Origin of the sequence: Nitrosospira sp. Nsp2 (assembly GCF_003050965.1) — a bacterium.
Classification (GTDB): domain Bacteria; phylum Pseudomonadota; class Gammaproteobacteria; order Burkholderiales; family Nitrosomonadaceae; genus Nitrosospira.
In genome coordinates this window covers 276289-297105 of the sequence record NZ_QAOU01000002.1, presented here as the reverse complement: position 1 = coordinate 297105, position 20817 = coordinate 276289, and the positions used below count along the sequence as shown (strand labels likewise).

Below are 20817 nucleotides of genomic sequence, written 5' to 3'. Positions count from 1 at the left end.
AAAAATCCTTATTCAAGTTCGGCTCTCAGGGCTGCCGACTGATGCGGGGGCATCTTCATGAGCTTTTGAGTCAATTCAAACGGACTCAAATTCTCCAGTCGCTCCCGCTCAGAGGCTGGATTGGCTCCGCCCTGGATATCCGATAGGGTTGTGGGTTTCCTCACCGGAGCAGCATCAAGCTTTGCTTTCGCGTCCGCTTTAAGCTTTTCCGGATCGGCTGCTTTCTTTGGTGCCGAAGCTTCGGGCATAACCGCTCTGACGCGACGGACGACTTCATCGAACCGTTCAGCGTAGGGCTTGTTTATCCACTTGCTATTGGTCCGCAGAATTTCATCCTGCTTCAAGGCTTCGTCCCAGGCTTCCGGATCGTTGATCTCCCAGTGCACCAGATCGGGGTTATTGTCCTTCGCTTCGGCAACCTGCTCGGCTACGCTTGATTCACTCGCCCGTTCGGATTCCTCCTTTTCGCGTTTAAATTCTTCAAGCGTTTTTTCCAGCTTCTCGCCCTGCTTTCGGCTCCCTTCAAGCACAGCACTGATTACCTGGTGGAGTTCGGGCATATCCCGTTTCAGTGCTTCAAGATGCTTTGTAATTGCATCATCCGCTACGGCAATGTCAGCCCCTTTCGCCTCGTCCTTCTGCTTCAGAAGCTCTTCGAGACTCGTTTGTGCGGTCTCTAACTGCTCGCGTAGCGCTGAATTCTCCACCCTCAACTGCTTGTGTTTCTCGTAAGGAATAACTCCCTTTCCGCTCTTGTTCAGCACGACAGGGTCAAGCTCATCTGTGGGGCTGCTGGTGTTGTCGGGCTCGCTGCCGTCTTCTTCCCGTTCAGGTTTTTTTCTGCGGGTTTCTCCTGATAAGTTCGTTACGCCGAGAATCTCAACGAGCTGATGGGGATCGTTCTCGAGCATCTCGATCTGTTCCCGCGTCAGGTTTGCGATTTGTTCATCCGTAAGCTGTTCGACTTCCATCATTCCTCCTACTGCTTTACCCAGTGAGCGGGCCTGCCGAAGCAGGATTGATAAAACTGCGGTCTCGCCGTGAGCGCGTCCCCGTTTTCAGTGGCACCCAAATCGGTACAACTGAATCTGGAATAAAAAAAGCCGCTCGAGAGCGGCCTGATCAGTGAGAGATAACGCTTCTAGACGATGGTGGTTCCTGTGCTGGTCCTGTAGATCAATCTTCCATCGAACAACTTGGAGGCGGAAAGTATTGAGCCGCTAAGAAGCAGCTCACGCAGCGCGTTCCAACGACCGCCGATATTTATTCTTTCGCGAAATCCCATCACGTCATTGTCCCACTGATAGTACATTGTCCTCGCAATGCCCTTCGCCGCTGCGGTGACCATGAATCGTGTCAGGTAGCGGTCGAGCTGGTCATCACTTAGTGCGGATGCATTGGGCGCAATAGGTGCGCTCTCGGTATCCCATGTTTCCATTGACGACACGCCCGCCGCTGCCTTGGCTGCGTTGACCCGGTCAATCATCCCCGCCAGATCCGCTGTGCTGTTGCCAGATGACAGGTAGAGGTGCACGCCAACGATGTCCACCCAATCCTTCATGGTTGTCGAACCGTCACCTGTCGGGGCCGCCATCATTCCAGTAAAGTAGTTTTCGGCGCTCTGCCCCGCCTTTGCTGCCCAGTTCGTGACAGCGGGGCTCACGATCTTTGCGGTGGGATCCACCGCCTTGATCGCTATGTTCGCGCGTCGCACTATTTCAGCCAGCTTGGCGAAGGTGCCGGAAAAGAAAAAAGTAGTTCCCGGGATAGGAGCGGTGCCGTCGTTATACATGTTGGGCTCGTTCCAGACCTCGTAGTACTTGATCTTTCCCCGGTACCGGGAAGCGATCTTGGCACAAAACCGGTCCCACTTTGTCATGTCCGCCGGTTCGGCCTGGGTACCGGGATTGCCCGGCCCGTAAGCCCCTATTTCGGTGGGCCTTGCAGATGCCCACGTCGGCGTGCCATAAAGCGTGAAAAGCAGGTCCCTTCCCGCGTCGTAATGGGTATTGACCCACGCATCCAGATCGGTGAAAGTCCACGTATTGTCGCTCGTTTCGATGAATCTCCAGCGTCCCTTCCCGTTTTGGAGGTCATGCCCCCGCACGGTCTTGAGCATGATTCCCGGCAGCCGATCAAATGCGCGCCTGTTGGCGTGCATTCCAAAAAACTCGGGCGCGACGGAAATCGGATTTTCAGATAACACGGTTACGGGCGAGTTTGGCATTCCCCGTACCTTTGCATCAGGTACAAGCAAATCTGCGTTCTCGCAAAACGTCATGACTGATCCGCCCGTGTAATGCCCCCCATAATGCCGTGTCGGGTAAGATTCACTGCGGCCGTTGATAACTGGATAATCCATCAGACCCCCGGGTAATGCCAGATTGAATAGCCGAGCAGAGTAATATTCTCATTCGCAATGTTTGCGCTCCATCTCACTTTGAGATCGATCGCGACATTTGCGGTTGTATCTTTGAATGTCGATGTGTGAGCCGACGGGGTAGTCGCGAAGGTGGACGTGTTGAGTATCCTTTGCGCGGTCAGGCTATTGGCGTTAAAAATTTCCATCATGAGCTTCGTACCCGCCGTGGTTGTATAAGCCGGCCCTGACACGTTACTGCCTCCCCAATCCATGGCCAGTGTTTTAACGCTCGCCGAGCTTGTGTAAGTCCAGTCGCTTACAATGACTAGCTTGCTGTTCGCCCCCATCGTTCCTGCCGGAACAATGATGGAGGCAAGGATGACCCAACCGGTATCTGTGGCATTATCCGAACTGCGTATTACCGGCGCGAACGATTGAGCGATGCGCACCGGGAGCACGCCAATCGATGAAAAATTTATTGCCCTGGTAGCGTCGCCTTCCGCTATCAGCCCATCCTCCATTGCCGAATCAAGTTCGACAAGTGCGCCCTGCCCGAACCTCACGCCGCCAATAGTCGTATCATACAGTAATCGAATCATTGCGTAGCCATCCCGTTAGTTTGTGATTGCCTTTCCGTTCCGCGTCACTGCTTTTGCGGTTCCTGTCCGCTGGGTCCAACGCCTATGCCAGCGACTTGCCGCAACTGGTTTGCCAGCTCATGCCGATTGGGTACATCAGACAGCTCGAGCATGGCCGGATACAGGACCTTTTGGTAAGCCGGAGGGGCCGACTGGACCACCTGGCTGAACGCCTGCAGCTGTTGCGCCCTGAAGCTGGGGGTGGCCGGAATGTCTTCCAGCAACACCTTGACCTGGGCGGTTGTAACGTCGTTCTCCAGTTCGGGGCCGGCATCCGTGATTACTCGCCGGTTGAAGTACACCAGCTTCCGGCCAGCGCCCTGGTTAACGGCGATAGCGGAAGTTTTGCCCGCCAGGTCAGCAATGAGAATAGCCAGGAGCTGTTGCCCGACCAGGCGCCGCCCGTAGCGGAAATTGTCGTTCGGCTCGGCCAGCACGGTCGAGCCCTGCTCAACCAGATTGCTGATGGCGATCCCGCTGGAGGCGTCTGTCGACGCTCCCAGCATGGCGCGGTAAACGCCACCGACCTCTTCAATGCGTCGCTTGCGCTCTTGAACAAGCTGAAACACCTGAGATGCGAGCGCATGTTCGCGCGTTACCCTGAATCCGTTCGCATTGCGGCGGTTCGCATTCAATACCGTCATGGAACGCAGGCTGCTGATGTTCTGCGCCACTTCCTGGTAGGTGTTCTGGCTTAAATCCAGCGCGTCGTTATCGATCTCCACCTTGACCGAGTTGAGGATCTCGTAGAGCAGAATGTCCAGATCGATAATCTGATCCTGGGGTCCGCGCATGTCCCGAATCAGGCCGTAAGGGGCGCGGCTCCTGTCCTTGCGGAAGCACCAGAAGGGGATGTAGGGAAAATTCCCGTGCGGAAAGGGAGAAGGTGAATCCATGAGCTTGTGAGGTCCCAGCCAGATCGAAACCCGGACCCTTTGCAATAACGTTTTTTGCGCCTGCACCAAGCCCTGCGTCAACGCCGCCACATGGTAGGGATTATCCTCGCGATATTCCAGCATGTTGCCGTCCGGAAGGGCGAGCACATATCCTTCCTCATAATGCCGATACCATAATTCCGAAAGCCGCACCATGCCCGCATTGCGGTTCAGGTAGTCTTCGTGCGTGCGCCCCCAGGCCTGCTCGACCTCAAATGCCCGCACCATGTGAGTATCGGTGCCGTCGTAAACGTCGGTTTTTGCCCACCCGTTCCACGTGTTTTCCACCAGCGCGGACTGCTCCGGGAACATCATCGCCGCCTGGACCCTATCCACCCATTTGTCCCGGCGGAGGTAGCGCGCATCAGACAGGTCCGGTTCACGCGAGGTCCAGTCCCAGTAGATATCGTTGCGGTGTACCTCGCGCACCCGGTACGGGTACTTTAGCGGATCAAACTCCCGCGACACCTCGACCCAGCCGATGCCGGAGCGCATCATGCTCGAATAGGCATCAGACATGGCGCGGTCTGCGCGCGATTCAGTCTCCACTTCCTTGATCTTCGCGGAGAGCGCCTGCGCTATCTCGGCCTGGCTCTCGTCATCGGACGAGATGCGATAATCCGTCCGGCTTCTGGCTTCCAATCCCAGCACTGCGTTAACCGTTGGCTTGATCAGATTCGAATCCTGCTGCGGAATGCCGGCATTCTTCAGCCGCTGCATGACTTCGGCGCTGATTTGTGCGCCATCGTAATAATCGCAGTCGGTATCCGCATCCGGGCGCCACTTGGGTTGCTCGCGAATATCCCGGCAGATGCCGTCATAGGCCTCGACCGATATGTTCCTGGTAATGGGCGCTCCCATCAGGCACGCCATCCGGTCATGCGGACGCCGCGGGCGCTAGCCACCGGCCGTTCCTCTTCAATAGAAAGCGCAAAGTAGCGGAAAGCATCGGCTGCGTGACTGTGATAATCGTGCAATGGGCGCCCGCTAAACTGTTTCGTGTCACTGTCCACCTCATAGCGGTAATGCCTCAGGCTCTGCAGGCCCTCGGCGCATTTCTGTTCGTCAAAATAACAACGGTTCAGCACGGTTCTCGCTGCGTTTATTCCATCTGAAACCGAAAGGTTCGGCACGATCCTCACCTTGCGTCCGGCCGCATGCATGATTTCCTCTATGCTTCGCCCTGTCGCCAGCGTCTTTGCCTTGGCGTCGTGCGGCAGCCAGTCTGTCCCGTACATATAGCCCTTGTTTTGCAGTATTCCGATGTAATGCTGTATCGGCATCTGGTTGTTGCTGTAATAATCGATCAGCCTGAGCTCGTTCCCGACCGTCTGGGCAAACCATATGCTGGTGTTGTCCGCCCAGCCCAGGTCAAAGAACGTGTGAACGGCCTTCGCCGCATCATGAGGCACGCTTCGGATGCGCCCTTCCGCTTGGGTCTGCCGGAGTTCCCTCGCGTAGACTGCGCCGTCAAGCGCTACCCGGCAATTCCCTTCCCATATGTTCTGATACGCATCGGGATCGCGACCCTTGAGTTCGTCTTTTTCCCGCCGCAGGGTATCGGGAAACCACGGGTTGTCATTCCAGTTGATCTTTACCACTGCAGCCCCAGCGGGTGGGTGTACGACGAAGCGCTGGTGAGTCTCGTCGGTTTCGAGTTCCGGGTTATATGTAACCCAGATTTCCGAGCGTTCCCTTCGGATGGTTGGAATGAGCGTATCCCAGCTCGACTTGCTCACCGTTTGTGCTTCTTCCACCCATACCCGGTCTACACCCTCGAACGACTTGATTTTAGCGACATTGTTGCGCAATCCGGCGAACACGAATTCCGAGCCATTGGCCCCTCGGATCATGCTGTTCTGCACCTCGTAGAACGTGGCCAGGTCGAGCGCACTGATCTGGGCCTGCAACAAATGATGCACGGATTCGACAATCGAATTTTGATACTCCCGCGCGCACAGGATGCGCAGCGGGGTCGCTGCGGCCTGTATCAGTAATGCTCTGGCGGCGCCCCAGCTTTTTGCGCCGCCTCGTCCGCCGTATAAAACCTTGTAACGCGCGGGATGGAACAGGAACCTCAGTTTTTCAGGAAACTCTGCTTTATGCACGGCCACGGCGAAACGAAGGATAAATGAGGGTGGTCACGGCTTCAGGGGCTCCGGGTTCGTGCCGGACTCCGCCGGTGCTACGAAAGTCACCTCGACGCTGTGCATAACGGGCTTCCTTGCATCAGCGGCTTCGTGCGTCACGGGCAATTTATCCCCATATTTCTTTGGGGCCAGCCTCGCCGCGTACCACTTGCGCGCATCGATCCGCAATTGCGCGCGGGCAATTACGTCGCGGTTGACGACTTCCCGTCCCTTCTCGTCGATATGGACATCTCGCGATCCGTCATCCGAAATCTCGATGATCTCCTCCGCATAGGCGTCCACGCATAATTCCTTTGCCCGCAGGTAATTGCGCATGAGTTCCTGGTCGTTTGCCAGCCAGTTCCATAACACCCTTTGGCTGATACCAACTTCGACGCACATTGTGCGTGCCGATTTGCCGAGAGAAATCCCGGCAAGGATCGCCTCCAGTAGTTCCGGTGTTTTTATTGTCGGAGCGCCTTTTCGGCCTGATGACGTGCTGGCCGTGCTTGTGGAATTCCTTGATAGACCTTTCGCTGCCGCGTCACTTTCCGTTCCGCTCATAGTCCGCTGTGTTCAGTCTCGGGCGTGGATTGCATCCCCTTGCCACATCCTCTGACCGCTGCCAGCAGCTTGATTTCGCAAGCCCATCGTTCCTCTATTTCGGCGCGCAATGCCCTGTTGATGAGCAAGGCATCGTCCTTTACTGAAAGCCGGTCCGTTGCATACCGCGACTTGCACTCTGGCGGCGTCCGCACCGCGCAAGGCACGGCGACCGGTTTTTCCACGACTTCGGTTCGGATGATTGGCTTGCCGGCACAACCGCTTAACAGGCTGGCCAATAGAACGGGAATCACAACGACGGGTATCAAGATCGGGCGAGTTTCAGGTGTCATTTTCAAATCTCACAGATAAGCAGGAAAGCAAGCATCACGGAGTTGATGCGCGGGTCGCACACCTGCGCTAATAATTCTGGCGGCGGGTACGTATATAGTCTGACTGCTCTCGTGCAATGGCTTCACAATGGTACTGGGGCGCCACAGGCCCGAGCGAGCGTATATCTTTTGCCCTGCGGACATGTTTTGCCGCTGCCGCGCCCGCGTTCCGCATCGCAGTGGCCGCATTTTTCTCTCTTGTTGCCGAAGTTGCGATTAAGGCATCCATCGCGGTGCGCACCGACTGAATATCCTCTGCGCATTTATTGTTCGAGGCCGATAACATGGCGTTATCGGAATTGAGCCGCCGTATCTCTGCCGTTGACCGCCAGTCGCTTACCGCGAATCCTCCGACAAACGCCAGGGCGGCCAGCACTGCGATGATTATTGCTGTGATTGCTGGACTGATCATTTGATTTAATGGTTGGGTAGTGATCGCCTTGCGTAAAAAAACCTGCCCATGCATGCTTGCGGGGAAATGCATGCCTTAGCTGGCAGGCGTTCGCCCGTACAGCGCGGTAGAAACAAAAAAACCCGCTCGAGGCGGGTTTTGATAGCTACCATCAACTTTATTTACCGTTACGTATACCCGCCGAGCCAGAAGAGCCGGGTCACATGAACGACGCGAAACCTGGACGAACGTGCAATAAAAAACCCGCTCGCGCGGGTTTGATCTCTGCTTATCTTTGTTGGTGGATTCCTGTCGTGTCGTCGAATATGTTTACTACGTGCACAACAATCCACCATATGGATTCGTATTGTACAGCGTTACTACCGAATGTCAACAGGTTTTATAGGAAAATTTATACGTACAACCGCGACACCACTGCGGGTAATTCTCGCGTTACTCTAAATTTTACTGGCCACATCCATGATGGTTCAGCTTTGACGAGTTAGCTTCCTTTATTTCTCTTGATGTCGGTCGTAATGGTCTCACCGCCCGGGCACAGGAAGAATTGAATATTTCCACACGAGTGCTATAAATAGGATCAGTATATGATTGCATCGTATTCGCCCTTCCTTTTCACTCGAATTCGGTTTGACAGCGACATCGTGATCAAACGTTTCGCACTGCTGTTTTTGACTGGTCTGGCTCATTCCAGCCAGGCATCTGCTCAGGAACCGGATTCTTTTGCGAGTTCCGGAATCACAGGTGAGGTCCCGTCGGGTATGATCGGAGCAGGCCCTCTTATGCATGGGTCGCCAGTACCGCCTGGTCAGTTCCCGCCGGCTCCGCCATATCCTGCCTCCCCTTACGGCAATCATCAATATGGACAATATGGGCAACAGGGGAATTGGGCAGGCAGACCGATTGTCATGCTGCCCATGCCACTACCCATGAATAATGGAGCCGGGTTTAATAACCCTTACGGGTTCCAGTTTCCCGGGAGTTATATGCCTCGAGAGACGCCTCTTCACAAATTCAATGGCTACGAAGTCTGCGATCCGCCCAGCCTGGCTGAAAACGCCGGCCCCGGAACGCCGTCGAGCCCACCGGCACGGCGTCTGGTCAAGATCACATCAACACGCTCGCTGGCAGCGCCAGGCTCTTCTCAGCCATGCCCCATCTATACCATTAATGGCCAGCTCCCAAGGCAGAACAGCTACGCCACGGGGAAAGCGCCTGCGCCACAAAATGGATCCCCTCCACGAACAAAACCCTAAGGAGCGTGGCATGAAATTCGGGAATGACGAAGCCGTTGCCACAAAAGGATATGTTCGGTCCGGTTGGGTGGTCGCATGCCTGACCGCACTTCTCATATTGCCCGGCTGCGCCACTTATCACGTCACCGTCCCGGATTCCGACCCGATCCGGACCGAGGGCCAGACCGCCGAGTACCAGTCGAAAACCATGCATGCCTTTTTCTGGGGGCTTCTGCTCCATCCCCAGGTTCTTTCAGCGGAGTGTCACGGTCAGGGCATTAACGACGTGGTTGTCTTCCGCACGTGGCTGCACGATTACGTCGGAGTTGTCACGCTGGGATTATGGATGCCGACCCAGGTGCGTTTCCGTTGCAAAGCGCCGCCGACAAGGCCGGGGATCCTGCCCGGAGCGCGAAAAAGGTCACGCGGGATATCGTGAGCGCTTGTAAACGCTGCTGAGCGGATAAAGGAAACCAGGTTATGCCAGACGGAAATGAAAGCGAACCCGCGCGCTCGGGGGGCACACGAAGCTCCTTCGTGCGCCGTCACCTGGAAACAGGGAGGCATGAGTCCTACGAGCAGGTAATCGACGGGGAATATGTCTTTGACATCGACAGGGGCGGCAAGGCACCTTTTGAAACATATAATTCGGCGACGAAGGAACTGCAGGGCATCATCCAGGCCTGCGTAAACGATGGCAGGTCACTTCGGGCGCACGGTGCGCTGTGGTCGCTGAGCACGGTTGCGGTTACCGCGGGCCGTCTCATCGACAACGTGGCGCTGCGGCTGGCGTTTGAGGTCCCAGGGAAGCTGACGAATCCGGCTTATGCTGGCGATCCCGTGAAATTGCGTTTCGTCGAATGTGGCAACTCGGTCGCGGCGCTGAATGATTATCTCTTTGCCGCCAATCTGTCCATCAAGGGTTGCGGATCCAACAACGGGCAAACATTGGCGGGCGCGCTTTCAACCGGTACCCATGGCAGCGCCTTCAACTTTGGAGCCATGCAGGAGATGGTTGTCGGTTTGCATCTGCTCACCGGTCCCAACCGTAATGTCTATCTGGAGCGCAAGAGCTATCCCGTCATGAGTCCTGATTTTCCCGAGAGCGTCGGCGCGGAATTCATCCGGGACGACATCCTGTTCAACGCCGCGCTGGTAAGTCTGGGCTCGTTTGGAATCGTTCACGGCATCATGATCGAGACGCGCGATCTTTTCGCGCTCAACGCAATCCGCTTCCGGCATCCCTACGATGCAACGCTCAAGGCAGCGATCGCCGCATGCGATCCGACCCTTATCCCCCTCCCGGCAGAGGCGCTCGATATTCCCAGAGACAATCCCTACCATTTTGAAATCTTCTACAATCCCAACGAGGGAACGCCGCCTGACAAGGCGATCGTTCTCGTCATGTACGAAACCGCCTACGACCCCGCCTCATACGTTCCTCCACCCTGGAATACCGGCGAGCCTGGCCTGGGTGCTTCGGGGCTGGACGTGATGGGGGCGTTAGTAGGCCGTATCCCCAGTCCGCTCAACAAACTCGCGGTGCCCTTGCTCAACAGCCAGGTAAACCAGGAATTCGCGCCCTATTTCAAGAAAGCAATTATCCGCGACCTCTTTCGCGGCGAAAAGACCCTGGGCAAAACCCTGGCCTGCGGCGTCGGACTACCCGTGGCAAGGGCAGTCGAGGCGATGGAGATTGCATTCGATCTATACAAACGTTCCAGGCTGGTTCTGCCACTCATCCTGTCCCATCGTTTTGTTAAAGGCACTAAAGCGCTGTTGGGCTTCACCCGTTTCGATACAACGGCGGTGATGGAGATGGATGCGGTAAATACCTCCGAAACCCGGGAGTTCTATAATACAGTCTGGAACGAGCTTGATGCCGCCGGCATTCCCTTTACGCTTCACTGGGGGAAATATAACACCTTCCTCACGCCGGAGCGGGTGCGAAACCGTTATGGCGGCGAGGCTGTTGACCAATGGCTTGCCGCTCGCCATACCCTTATGGAAAATGCCGTCGTGCGGCAAATCTTCACGAATGAATTCACGGCCGAGTTGGGGCTGGCAAACTGAAGCGCGCGGTGGCGCCATGGCGTTCGGGAGCTCTCGGTGGTATTGCTCTAAAAAAAGATTGGCCGGTACTTTCGATTTTCGCGTCACGAGCTGAGCGCGTTATAAGTCAATTTAATGTAATGCTTCGCCCAAAAAGCGATTGCCAGCGGGAGATCCTGGCGCCGCGCGACGTACCATCCCCCATTACGCAAAAAGCTGCTTCACAGTGGCTCTGATAATCTCGGCGGAGTTCGAGTCGCCACGCATGATGGCCGATGCGTACGCTCTCGCCTGTTCCAGCGTGATGTGAGGTGGCAGCGGAGGCACGTTCGGATCTGTACACGCCTCCAGCACTACCGGTCGATCCGCGATAAAGGCGAAGTCCCAGGCAGCTGCAAGATCATCGGGCCGATCGACGCGAATGCCATGCAGGCCGATCAGTTTTGCGTAGTCCGCGTAGGGGAAATCCGGAAGATTCTGCGCCTCGTCGAATTTCGGATCGCCTTCTGTTGCGCGCTGTTCCCACGTCACCAGATTCAGGTCGCGGTTATTCAGCACAAGTATGATCAGACGCGGATCGCTCCAGCGCCGCCAGTACTTGCCTATCGTGATGAGTTCGTTCAGACCGTTCATTTGCATGGCGCCATCCCCCGCCATGGCAACCACTACCCTGTCGGGATGAGCAAATTTGGCCGCAATTGCGTAGGGGACGGCCGATCCCATGGTAGCGAGTCCGCCTGAGAGCGAAGCCATCATCCCCCGGCGAAGCCTCACGTCACGGGCATACCAGTAAGTGGAAGAACCGGAGTCGCCGCACAGGATGCAGTTGTCCGGCAGGCGGCTCGACAACTCAAGGAAGACCCGCTGCGGATTAATCGGATCAGCCGGCTCCAGCGCCCTCGCCTCCACCGTTTGCCACCATTCCGCGATACTCCGTTCGAGGCGCTTGCGCCACGCGCGATCTTCCTTTCGTGTCAGGAGTGGAATCAGCAGCTTCAATGTTTCGGCGCTATCACCCACCAGATTCACCTCCATGGGGTAGCGGATGCTCATCATGCGGCCGGTAACGTCGATCTGCACCCCTCGTGCCTGCCCTTCCTCGGGAAGAAATTCAGAGTAGGGAAAGCTCGATCCGATCATCAGGAGCGTATCGCATCCCATCATCATCTCGTAGCTCGGCTTCGTACCCAGCTGTCCGATCGCGCCCGTCACGTACGGCAGATTATCCGGTACTGCGGCTTTTCCCAGCAGGGCCTTCGCGATACCGGCTCCCAGCAGCTCGGCGACTTGAATAACTTCATCGGTCGCGTCCAATGCACCGGCGCCAACCAGGATGGCAACCTTCGAGCCGGCGTTGAGCACATCCGCTGCCCGTTGCAAGTCCTCGGGCTGAGGAACGACCCGCGGAGCGCTATAACCCGCGCCGGAATGAACCGTACCGTGCTCGTGGGGGGGATTTTCGAACTCCATGTCCTGAAGATCGTTGGGGATGATCACGCAACACACGGTCCGCTCCGCCCGCGCGATACGGATGGCCTGATCCAGCACATGCCTCATTTGCGCCGGCGTGGTCACAATATGAACGTATTCGTGCGCGACATCCTTGAACAGTGAGACAAGATCGACTTCCTGCTGGTAACTGCCCCCAAGGGCCGTGCGCTGCTGCTGACCCACAATGGCGACCACCGGCTGGTGATCGAGCTTGGCGTCGTACAGTCCGTTCAACAGATGGATTGCACCCGGCCCGGACGTGGCCAGGCAAATCCCGACCTCGCCGGTGAACTTCGCGTGCGCGCAGGCCATGAACGCAGCCATTTCTTCGTGCCTTACCTGGATGAATTCAGGCTTGTCCTGGGCGCGTCCCATCGCGCCCATGATGCCATTGATGCCGTCCCCGGGAAGGCCGAATATGCGCTTGACGCCCCATTCCGACAGGCGGCTGACGAGAAAATCGCTGACGTTTTGTTTCATGGCGGGCTCCACGGATTACCGGATAGATAACAAGTAGATCCCGCGGACCCTAGGCCCAAGGCCCAAGGCCCCTAGGCCCCTAGGCCCCTCGCCTATGCAGCAGGAGAGTTGTTTCTACTGTTTTCGTGTCCGCCACCTTCGCACACCCTTTCTCGCGTCGCTGTGCGCTAGAGAACAGAAGGACGTTTCTAGAAGCGGGTTTCTGGACTTCTGGGGCCCAGAGTTGTGATACCGGCTTACCGCCGCGTGCGTTTGAGCTGGCGGTGGACATTCCACCCCTGTTATGTACGACTTCGTACAGAGATACATCGCGCATACCGACATACTTCCGGATATACGGATAAGTATGAGCCTTACCTCTCCGACAGACCGGTAGCCGTATCCAGGCGCTTTTGGGGGTCTCCAAATAAACGATAAGCGGGAACATTCGAGCCAGATTGCAACCCAATAAAGCATACCACAGCGGTCCGGATACAAAATGGAACAGCCTTCCCCGACAATTGACGCGGACAAGGAAAACGGCGAAGAGCCCGGCGATGCCGGGCGGTCCCCTATCCTTAATCCGGGCAGGAACTGCTGGCGCATCGAGCACGCCGACCGGGTCGCGTTTCTGGTGGATGGCGCCGAGTATTTTCGTGCCTTTCGCGAGGTGGTCAAACAGGCTCAGCGTTCCGTTCTGATTATCGCGTGGGATATCGATAGCCGGGTGGAACTGGTGCGGGAACACGAACCCGACGGCTTTCCCTTCACGCTGGCGGCGTTTCTCAACAGCATGCTCAAGCGCAACGATCAACTGCATATTCACGTGCTGGATTGGGACTTTCCCATGCTCATGGCGGCAGATCGCGAGTGGCTGCCCCTGCTCAAGGAAGAATGGACAGCTCATCCGCGGCTGCACTTTCATCTGGATGACCGGTATCCGCCGGGTGGCTCTCATCACCAGAAAATTGTCGTCGTGGACGACAAGGTGGCTTTCGTGGGTGGTCTGGATTTGACAACCGGCCGCTGGGATACGCCCGAGCACCGGCCTGATGACCTCCGCCGCTGTGATCTTGGCTCCGGACCCGTGCCACAACCGTATCACGATATCCAGATGATGGTACGCGGCCCTATCGCTATCACGCTCGGCGACCTGGCGCGTGAACGCTGGATGCTCGCCACCGGGCAAGCAGTGGACACGCCTCACGTCCCTTCCGGACCGAGCTATTGGCCGCAGTACCTCTCTTGCGATCTGGAAAACACTCCGGTTGCGATAGCCCGCACGGTACCCGCATACGAGAACCAGGCTGAGGTGCGCGAGATCGAGCCGCTCCTGCTGGACGCGATTGCGGCGGCGCACAAGGCGATTTATATCGAGGCGCAATATTTTACCGCCAATAAGGTGGTAGCTGCTTTGCAGCGACGCCTGGAAGATCCCGATGGCCCGGAAATCGTCATCGTGCTTCCGGTGCAAACCGCAGGCTGGCTGTCTCAAAGTACCATGGACGTGCTGCGCGAGCGTTTGTTCAAGCAACTGCTTAACGCCGACCATTACAACCGTTTGCGCCTCTACTGGCCGGAGGTGCCAGGCCTGGACGACGATTGTGTCAATGTTCACTCCAAAATCATCCTCATCGATGACGAACTCCTGCGTATCGGTTCGGCGAATCTCAACAATCGCTCCATGGGGGTCGACACGGAATGCGATCTGGTAATTGAGGCCAATGGAGAAGTGCGCATTCAAAATGCGGTGGCGGCTTTCCGTCATCGACTGCTGGGGGAACATCTCGGCAAGGATCCGGCAGAAATCGCAGCCGCTTTTGAACACGAGGGTTCATTGATCCGAGCCATTGAATGCTTGTCTGGCCCGGGCCGCAGCCTCCGACCGATGCAACTGAAGGTAACGCCGGAGATGGACGAACTGGTGCCCGATACCCAGGTCATAGACCCCGACCAGCCGATCAATCCCGACGAGCTGATCAATGGGTTTGTGCCCGAGGAAGAGCGCGAACCGGCTCGCAATCACCTTACACTGATTATCGTCACACTTCTCGTCGTTCTTGCGCTTGCAATCGCCTGGAGCTGGTCGCCTCTCAAGGAATGGATCAACATTGAGACGCTCACAGCCCTCGGGATTGAACTTAAACAGGCGCCGAGCGCGCCATTCCTGGCACTCGCCACTTTTGTCATCGCGGGTCTGGTCGCGTTCCCCCTTACTGTGCTCATCATTGTATGCGGTCTGGTCTTCGGTCCCTTGCAAGGCTTCCTTTATTCTCTCGTCGGCGCATTATTAAGCGCGATGCTCACTTTCTCGCTTGGTTATCTACTCGGCCGTAACACCGTGCGCCGATTTGCCGGTCGCAAGCTCGGGGAACTGAACAGGCGATTGGCCCGCCGCGGTCTTATGACTATCATCATCGTCCGGATCATTCCGCTCGCGCCATTCACGGTTATCAACATGGTTGCTGGGGCGTCGCGCATCCGCTTCCGCGACTTCGTCCTTGGCAGCGCCATCGGGCTCCTGCCCGGCATTATCGGCATGTCCGTCTTTACCGAACGACTAGCCGCGGCCATCGAGAAACCCAATCTTCTCGCCTTCGCGACGCTGGCAGCCGTCGTCGCAATTCTCATCGCGAGCGGTTGGGCGATCTGGCGGTGGGAAAACCGGCGCAGGGCTTCGCGCCTGAGAGCAGAAACTGATTGAGCCGCACAATGTCCCTGACCGTTGCCACCTATAATATCCACGCATGCATCGGAACCGACGGGCGCTTCGAACCCGGCCGCATCGCGGGTGTACTGAAGGAACTGGATGTGGACGTGGTGGCCCTGCAGGAAGTGGAGCACCACGATGTCGATGGTTGCGATCTGCTGGACTACCTCGCGGGAAAAACCGGACTAACGGCTATTGCCGGACCCAACCTTATGCGCGAAAGCAGGCATTACGGCAATGCGATATTGACGAGACTTCCTATACTGGCCTCTAACCCGGTTGACCTGAGCCTGCCCGGGCGCGAGCCTCGCGGAGCGCTCAATGTCACGCTTGACGGCAATGGTCGGCGGGTGCAAATAGTAGCGACCCATCTCGGACTGATGCCTGGCGAGCGGCGTCATCAGGTGCGCGAGCTTCTTAAGCTGTTCGATATTGGTCTTACCGATATTTATGTATTGCTGGGCGACCTGAACGAATGGTTCCTGTGGGGCCGCCCCCTGCGGTGGCTGCACGCGCACTTCAAATCCACGCCGCACTGCCCGACATTTCCGTCGCGCTGGCCTTTCATGGCCTTGGACCGCCTATGGGTGCATCCCCGGCGTCGACTCCAGAAGGTGGAGGCTCATACGAGCCAACTCGCGCGTATTGCATCCGATCATCTGCCATTGAAGGCGGTCATCAAAACGGATTGAGAGTTTCAGCGGCCTACCTGCCCTGTCACACTTGCAAGCGTGTCGATCAAGACATGCATGTCAACAGGCCTGGAAAGCTGTCTTCGAGAACCGGCATTAATTGCTCTGTTGCGGTCTTACGGACGAGTGAATGCACTGAGGGCGACAGCTGGGGTCTGACCAGCCATGGATGCAGGAAGATTCCTTACGTCTCGAATGAGTTGGTAGCCATCCATATGGGGCGTACCAATGTGGCTGCCAATACGTCGGGCCTGTGCCTCTGTACCTGGTCTGATCCTTCCGCAGCACCAGGAGCGGCAGATACCTCTGCCTTGTAGGGGATCAACATGGAGCCGCGTAAGTTCCAGAACCTCCAGCTTATCGTCAATGATCAGTATCTTCGTTCCGATAGCGAGCGATTGTTGATTTCCATTTAGAGCTCATTGCGTTAGATACTGCAATTCTGTCCTTGCTTAAAGAAGGACGCCGGCAAGCCGATGTGGACAACGCAATACACTACGTATAGATAATGCTTATTTAGAATCTCCCGGTTGATTGAACATCCCCGCGTGTTCTCATACACAGCGCTTTCCCGAAGCGAAAAGGCGCATCAAAGGATTTCTCCCGTTTCTGTAGCATCGCGCCGCTTTTCAAGACAATAACCTGATTCCGGCAGCTTCCCAACCAGTACTTTTTCGAGCTAAAATTATAGTGAGTCGCAAAACCCAAGTAACCTGTTTTCTCCGTTTAAAACACGTTTGAATAAGGGAGTTTGCTACTTATGTTTTCCTCGCCTGGCCTGAATCACCCCAATCCCCGATCGTTAATTCCCGCAGTTCCCTCCCATGCCCGAATGGATGAGGCCAAGCGTCTGCAAGCGGTAAGACGTTACGACATATTGGATACCCCTCCAGATGGCGCTTACGATCGAATTACTGCGCTGGCGGCTCGCTTGTTCGGAGTGCCGATTGCAATAGTCAGTATTGTGGATACAGATCGGATATGGTTTAAGTCCCACCATGGACTGGATGCAACCGAAACGGGGCGTGACCTCGGGCTGTGTGCATCAGCCATATTACAGAACGGCCCGTACGTTATTGAGGATGCTGCCAACGATGCCCGCGCCTTATCCAACCCGCTTGTTGCCGGTGGGCTGGGCCTGCGCTTTTACGCGGCCGTCCCGTTGACCACAACCGACGGCTTTAACTTAGGCACGCTGTGCGTGATTGACAAAAAGCCCCGGATTTTGGGCGAGCTGGAAATCGAGAATCTGCGCGATTTAGCCTCCTTGGTCATGGATCAGCTGGAACTACGTTTGAGCGCGATTCGGACCGTGGCAGAGTTAAATAACGCCAAAGCCTCTGCTGTAAATGCCAGCCTCGCCAAAACGGATTTTGTTTCCACTCTCTGCCATGAGCTGCGTTCACCGCTGAACTCCATCCTCGGCTATGCGCAATTGCTGGAGCTCGAGATGCAACCCCTACAATCCTCCCAGCTTGCTGGCATTCTTGAGATTCTTAAAGCAGGGCGACATCAGTCAAAGCTGATTGATCAAATACTAGACCTTGCAGTGATTGAATCCGGAAAGCTATCAATGGTGCGGGAAGTGCTGCCGCTATTTGAGGTCCTGAGTGAATGCCTCTCAATGATAAAGCCGGCGGCGCAGGTGAAGGGTGTCCATTTGGGTTTACCGCATAATGATGTGCATTCGTTTGTATATGCGGACCGAACCAGGCTGAAGCAGATCCTTATCAATCTTCTTTCCAATGCGATCAAGTACAACCGTGAAGGCGGAACAGTGACGGTGGAGTGCAACCGAAGCAGTCAAGGGCGAATTCGCGTCAGCGTCAAGGATACGGGCATAGGGTTGCCCCCGGAAAAGCTGGCACAGCTGTTCCAGGCCTACAACCGTCTTGGTCAGGAATCGGGTAGTGAAAAAGGTACGGGTATTGGTTTAACCGTAACCAGGAAATTGGTCGAAATGATGGAAGGGAACATTGGTGTTGAGAGCACCGTTGGGGTGGGAAGCGTGTTCTGGATCGAATTGATCTCAGGCGGCGCCCCGCCAATTGCAGAAATCTGATGAGATTATAAAAGGGAGGGGGACTCCACACTCGTCGAAGCATTGAGCTTGATCGGAATAAATAACTTAGTGGTTACTACGTTGGCATTAGTAACTTCCTAAATTCTATTCAGCAAGAGGAGATGTCAATGCGATTTTTGCACAGCCCAAGGCAAAACAAGATTCTTGCCGTTCTCCCCGATGAAGAATTCATGCGATTGCTACCGTTTCTTGAATGGGTCGACATGCCGCTTGGTCAAGTCATCCAGGAACCCGGAGCCAGATCAAGCCAGCTCTATTTCCCCGCAACCTGCATCGTTGCACGGATGTACAACCGTAAGTCCGGTATCTCCAAACGCGTTTCAATGACTGGCAATGAGGGGGTGGAGGACATATTCCTTTTATTAGCTGGCAATAGCCCGCCCGCCACCGTCGTGGTACAAAATCCTGGATACGGGTATCGGATTAAAGCAAAGATTTTAAGAAAGGAATTCGAGGCCGGGGGCGTCTTACAGCAGCGATTGTTACGTTTCAGTCACGCGTTGCTTCTTCAAACGGAGCAGTCCGTGGTAGAAGCTTGCCAAACTACTGAGCAAAAGCTGTGCGCGTTTTTCCTGATGACGCTGGATCGTTTATCAGGTGACTCCATGGTTATGACCCATGAATTCGTCAGCACCATGATCGGGGCGCGTCGCGAGAGTGTGAGCGAGGCGGCCTCCATATTGCAGCGGGAAGGCGCCATACAATATCGGCGGAGACACATAACGGTGGTGAATCGAAAACTCCTGGAAGATCGGGTAGGCGAAGGTTACGCAGCGCTCAAAAAGGAATACGACCGCTTGCTGTTGAACGAACCTTGTGCCGACCCTGTCCGGCATTCCCGTGCCGTACTAAAAAAAGCGCATGGTTATTAAATCTTGATCCGATTAACAGAGGAGTTACCGTGATTCACGACAACGATAAACATCCTGAGGCTTATAGGTAAGTATTACGTTGATGCCGCACTCAAGGCGTTGCCTGATAGCAAAACGGCGACCTCATCCGCGGGGTGTATTTTTCATTAATATTTATAGCTGCAGCTAAAGAACCTAGCGATGGCTCTCTGCGCGGTTTCAGTGCATCAAGCCAAACAAGGGAAGCACCCTGTATTGTAAAAAAAATAGCTCGGCGCGCACCGGCGTCGAGCTATTACTTTTCCTAACCTTCATCAAGGGGTTGCGATGAGCCCCACCCGTCCAGCAACAGCTAAGAAATATGTTCCCCGAAGAATAATTGGCTTATCCATCCGGCATCTCGTTTGTCGCAGTCTCATTTATAAGGCCTGAGGTGATCTTCCAGCGCCTTTTTACGAAGTATTAGGCAGGGAAGGGCTCGGTGAAGCAGCCCTTCCCGTCTTTCACTGTTACTTGTTCTTATGGCTTTGGCTGCCGGCTTTGGCGTGCTGCTCCTGAGAACCGCCTCGCGTTGAAGAGGAAGAGCCTTCCTTACTACCGCCACGGTCGTCCGATTTTTCCCCGCCATGACTGTGCTCCCCTCCTTTCTTGCCGGCCTCCCGAGCCTCGTCGGAATCGAACTCGTGAGCCGTACCCTTCTCATGTGCCGCTTTGCCGCCCTTGCTGGCTATTTCCCGCTGCTTGTCTGCGTCCATCGAAGCAAAGCCACGATTGCTGGTGTCACCCTTTTTGTTGCTATCCTTGTCTTGATTTGAACTCATATTATCTCCGAAGGTTTGAGTGATTAAAGAACCTCCCTCTTACGAATTTTGCTCTCTTGGAGCGTTCCCTTCTTCGGGGCGTTGCAGCATATTGGACTTTGTCTTATGCTGGGTCTGTGTGCTGGGAGACGTTTTGTTACGGTATTACCGACTCGAGCGAAATTATTATTAACACGTGAGTAATATGACGATTGTGACCTTGGCAACGGACCAGAATCTCGATCCTGATAAACTTTCTCAAACTGCCAGAAGAATGCTCGATGGAATGATTCAAGATTTGCTCGATTCCGTAAAATTTCAAACCGGAGAGCGATTGCACCTTCGTCTTGAAGAATTCGACATACAAGAGCTCGTGAAGGAGGTACACGATCAGTTCAGTGTCCCGCGCGGCCCGCGCTTTCAATTTATTGGCAATATGGCTAAAGGCTGGTGGGACCGAGAGGCAATGAAAAGGGCAATCGAAAATATTGTTGGCAATGCAGTGAAATACGGCCGTCCCGATACCCCTATTCGAATTAAAACTGATTCCCTAAATGAGCGCCTGCTATTGTGCGCGCATAACGAAGGAAATTCTATTCCTCCCGAACAAGTCAAGGATATTTCAGGTATTCCATAGAGCAGAGGTTGCAAAATCAGGGAACAAGGAGGGCTGGGGTATAGGCTTGCCGTATGTTTGCAGTGTCGCGGAAAGCCATGGCGGAAGTGTTGGAGTCGATAGCGGAGTAAACCGGGGAACAACCTTCATAATAGACATTCCACTGGAGGACTCCAGGGCGTATCAAGATGCTCCTGCGCTAGAAAGAAAATCGGATTGATCCTGGAATAGCAGTCGGACGCAGCGTCCTGAAAGCACAAGCATGTTCAAAAAAGTTGCATCTGAAAACGCGATCGTTCTTTTTTCTTCACGAAACTTGCGTTACGTTGACCACCGCACAGATAATGGGGGCAAGGAAGGATATTGTTGACCTATAGACCGGTGACTGTATTCGCAATCACTTTATTGTTATTGCCGTTT

The 20817-nt window shown here is 55.3% G+C and carries 16 protein-coding genes and 1 pseudogene; 7 read left to right on the top strand and 10 right to left on the bottom strand.

Features of this window, described 5'->3' with window-relative positions; all coding sequences use genetic code 11:
* Positions 1–8: 8 nt before the first annotated feature.
* From C8R31_RS05500 to C8R31_RS05465, 8 genes are all read right to left on the bottom strand, one after another.
* Positions 9–974, bottom strand: coding sequence for a hypothetical protein (locus C8R31_RS05500; protein ID WP_258192565.1), 966 nt, complete (start codon positions 972–974; stop codon positions 9–11).
* Positions 975–1141: 167 nt separating this feature from the next.
* Positions 1142–2227 (bottom strand): hypothetical protein, encoded by a 1086-nt coding sequence (locus C8R31_RS05495; protein ID WP_146164562.1) that lies wholly within the window; start codon positions 2225–2227, stop codon positions 1142–1144.
* A 134-nt stretch (positions 2228–2361) separates the two neighbouring features.
* The gene (locus tag C8R31_RS05490) at positions 2362–2961 is read right to left on the bottom strand and encodes a hypothetical protein (protein ID WP_107693056.1); all 600 of its coding nucleotides are present in this window, start codon (positions 2959–2961) and stop codon (positions 2362–2364) included.
* A 44-nt stretch (positions 2962–3005) separates the two neighbouring features.
* Complete coding sequence (locus C8R31_RS05485; RefSeq protein ID WP_258192564.1) at positions 3006–4796, bottom strand: phage portal protein; 1791 nt, start codon at positions 4794–4796, stop codon at positions 3006–3008.
* The gene (locus C8R31_RS05480; RefSeq protein ID WP_258192563.1) at positions 4796–6043 is read right to left on the bottom strand and encodes a PBSX family phage terminase large subunit; all 1248 of its coding nucleotides are present in this window, start codon (positions 6041–6043) and stop codon (positions 4796–4798) included. Before C8R31_RS05480 ends, C8R31_RS05485 begins: the two co-directional genes overlap by 1 nt.
* A 33-nt stretch (positions 6044–6076) precedes the next feature.
* On the bottom strand, positions 6077–6628 hold the full coding sequence (locus C8R31_RS05475; RefSeq protein ID WP_107693053.1) for a hypothetical protein: 552 nt from the start codon (positions 6626–6628) through the stop codon (positions 6077–6079).
* On the bottom strand, positions 6625–6960 hold the full coding sequence (locus tag C8R31_RS05470; protein ID WP_107693052.1) for a hypothetical protein: 336 nt from the start codon (positions 6958–6960) through the stop codon (positions 6625–6627). Before C8R31_RS05470 ends, C8R31_RS05475 begins: the two co-directional genes overlap by 4 nt.
* 67 nt (positions 6961–7027) lie before the next feature.
* The gene (locus tag C8R31_RS05465; RefSeq protein ID WP_146164561.1) at positions 7028–7411 is read right to left on the bottom strand and encodes a hypothetical protein; all 384 of its coding nucleotides are present in this window, start codon (positions 7409–7411) and stop codon (positions 7028–7030) included.
* Positions 7412–8674: 1263 nt separating this feature from the next.
* Between C8R31_RS05465 and C8R31_RS05455 the strand changes: the two genes are divergently transcribed.
* Positions 8675–9082: a Bor/Iss family lipoprotein gene (locus C8R31_RS05455; RefSeq protein WP_107693049.1), complete on the top strand. Its 408-nt coding sequence runs from the start codon at positions 8675–8677 to the stop codon at positions 9080–9082.
* Positions 9083–9123: 41 nt separating this feature from the next.
* The gene (locus tag C8R31_RS05450) at positions 9124–10716 is read left to right on the top strand and encodes an FAD-binding protein (RefSeq protein ID WP_107693048.1); all 1593 of its coding nucleotides are present in this window, start codon (positions 9124–9126) and stop codon (positions 10714–10716) included.
* Between the two features lie 183 nt (positions 10717–10899).
* On the opposite strand, the gene C8R31_RS05445 is transcribed toward C8R31_RS05450, so the two are convergent.
* Positions 10900–12666: a thiamine pyrophosphate-requiring protein gene (locus C8R31_RS05445; protein ID WP_107693047.1), complete on the bottom strand. Its 1767-nt coding sequence runs from the start codon at positions 12664–12666 to the stop codon at positions 10900–10902.
* Between the two features lie 478 nt (positions 12667–13144).
* Between C8R31_RS05445 and C8R31_RS05440 the strand changes: the two genes are divergently transcribed.
* The 4 genes from C8R31_RS05440 to C8R31_RS05425 all read left to right on the top strand — a co-directional run bounded on the left by C8R31_RS05440 (position 13145) and on the right by C8R31_RS05425 (position 19002).
* On the top strand, positions 13145–15349 hold the full coding sequence (locus tag C8R31_RS05440) for a VTT domain-containing protein (RefSeq protein WP_107693046.1): 2205 nt from the start codon (positions 13145–13147) through the stop codon (positions 15347–15349).
* Positions 15350–15357: 8 nt separating this feature from the next.
* Positions 15358–16047, top strand: coding sequence for an endonuclease/exonuclease/phosphatase family protein (locus tag C8R31_RS05435; protein WP_107693045.1), 690 nt, complete (start codon positions 15358–15360; stop codon positions 16045–16047).
* Positions 16048–16807: 760 nt separating this feature from the next.
* Complete coding sequence (locus C8R31_RS05430; protein ID WP_107693044.1) at positions 16808–18109, top strand: GAF domain-containing sensor histidine kinase; 1302 nt, start codon at positions 16808–16810, stop codon at positions 18107–18109.
* A 128-nt stretch (positions 18110–18237) separates the two neighbouring features.
* Positions 18238–19002, top strand: a complete 765-nt coding sequence (locus tag C8R31_RS05425) for a Crp/Fnr family transcriptional regulator (RefSeq protein WP_107693043.1) — start codon at positions 18238–18240, stop codon at positions 19000–19002.
* Between the two features lie 488 nt (positions 19003–19490).
* Here the strand turns inward: C8R31_RS05425 and C8R31_RS05420 are convergent, their stop codons facing one another.
* On the bottom strand, positions 19491–19802 hold the full coding sequence (locus C8R31_RS05420) for a KGG domain-containing protein (protein ID WP_107693042.1): 312 nt from the start codon (positions 19800–19802) through the stop codon (positions 19491–19493).
* Between the two features lie 184 nt (positions 19803–19986).
* Here C8R31_RS05420 and C8R31_RS05415 point away from each other — a divergent pair.
* Positions 19987–20617, top strand: a pseudogene (locus tag C8R31_RS05415) (sensor histidine kinase).
* The last annotated feature ends 200 nt before the right edge of the window (positions 20618–20817 follow it).

Bases quoted from the DNA above. Each gene is read 5' to 3' on its own strand.
- C8R31_RS05500 (WP_258192565.1), bottom strand. From the start codon at position 974: ATGATGGAAGTCGAACAGCTTACGGATGAACAAATCGCAAACCTGACG.
- C8R31_RS05495 (WP_146164562.1), bottom strand. From the start codon at position 2,227: ATGCCAAACTCGCCCGTAACCGTGTTATCTGAAAATCCGATTTCCGTC.
- C8R31_RS05490 (WP_107693056.1), bottom strand. From the start codon at position 2,961: ATGATTCGATTACTGTATGATACGACTATTGGCGGCGTGAGGTTCGGG.
- C8R31_RS05485 (WP_258192564.1), bottom strand. From the start codon at position 4,796: ATGGGAGCGCCCATTACCAGGAACATATCGGTCGAGGCCTATGACGGC.
- C8R31_RS05475 (WP_107693053.1), bottom strand. From the start codon at position 6,628: ATGAGCGGAACGGAAAGTGACGCGGCAGCGAAAGGTCTATCAAGGAAT.
- C8R31_RS05470 (WP_107693052.1), bottom strand. From the start codon at position 6,960: ATGACACCTGAAACTCGCCCGATCTTGATACCCGTCGTTGTGATTCCC.
- C8R31_RS05465 (WP_146164561.1), bottom strand. From the start codon at position 7,411: ATGATCAGTCCAGCAATCACAGCAATAATCATCGCAGTGCTGGCCGCC.
- C8R31_RS05455 (WP_107693049.1), top strand. From the start codon at position 8,675: ATGAAATTCGGGAATGACGAAGCCGTTGCCACAAAAGGATATGTTCGG.
- C8R31_RS05450 (WP_107693048.1), top strand. From the start codon at position 9,124: ATGCCAGACGGAAATGAAAGCGAACCCGCGCGCTCGGGGGGCACACGA.
- C8R31_RS05445 (WP_107693047.1), bottom strand. From the start codon at position 12,666: ATGAAACAAAACGTCAGCGATTTTCTCGTCAGCCGCCTGTCGGAATGG.
- C8R31_RS05440 (WP_107693046.1), top strand. From the start codon at position 13,145: ATGGAACAGCCTTCCCCGACAATTGACGCGGACAAGGAAAACGGCGAA.
- C8R31_RS05435 (WP_107693045.1), top strand. From the start codon at position 15,358: ATGTCCCTGACCGTTGCCACCTATAATATCCACGCATGCATCGGAACC.
- C8R31_RS05430 (WP_107693044.1), top strand. From the start codon at position 16,808: ATGTTTTCCTCGCCTGGCCTGAATCACCCCAATCCCCGATCGTTAATT.
- C8R31_RS05425 (WP_107693043.1), top strand. From the start codon at position 18,238: ATGCGATTTTTGCACAGCCCAAGGCAAAACAAGATTCTTGCCGTTCTC.
- C8R31_RS05420 (WP_107693042.1), bottom strand. From the start codon at position 19,802: ATGAGTTCAAATCAAGACAAGGATAGCAACAAAAAGGGTGACACCAGC.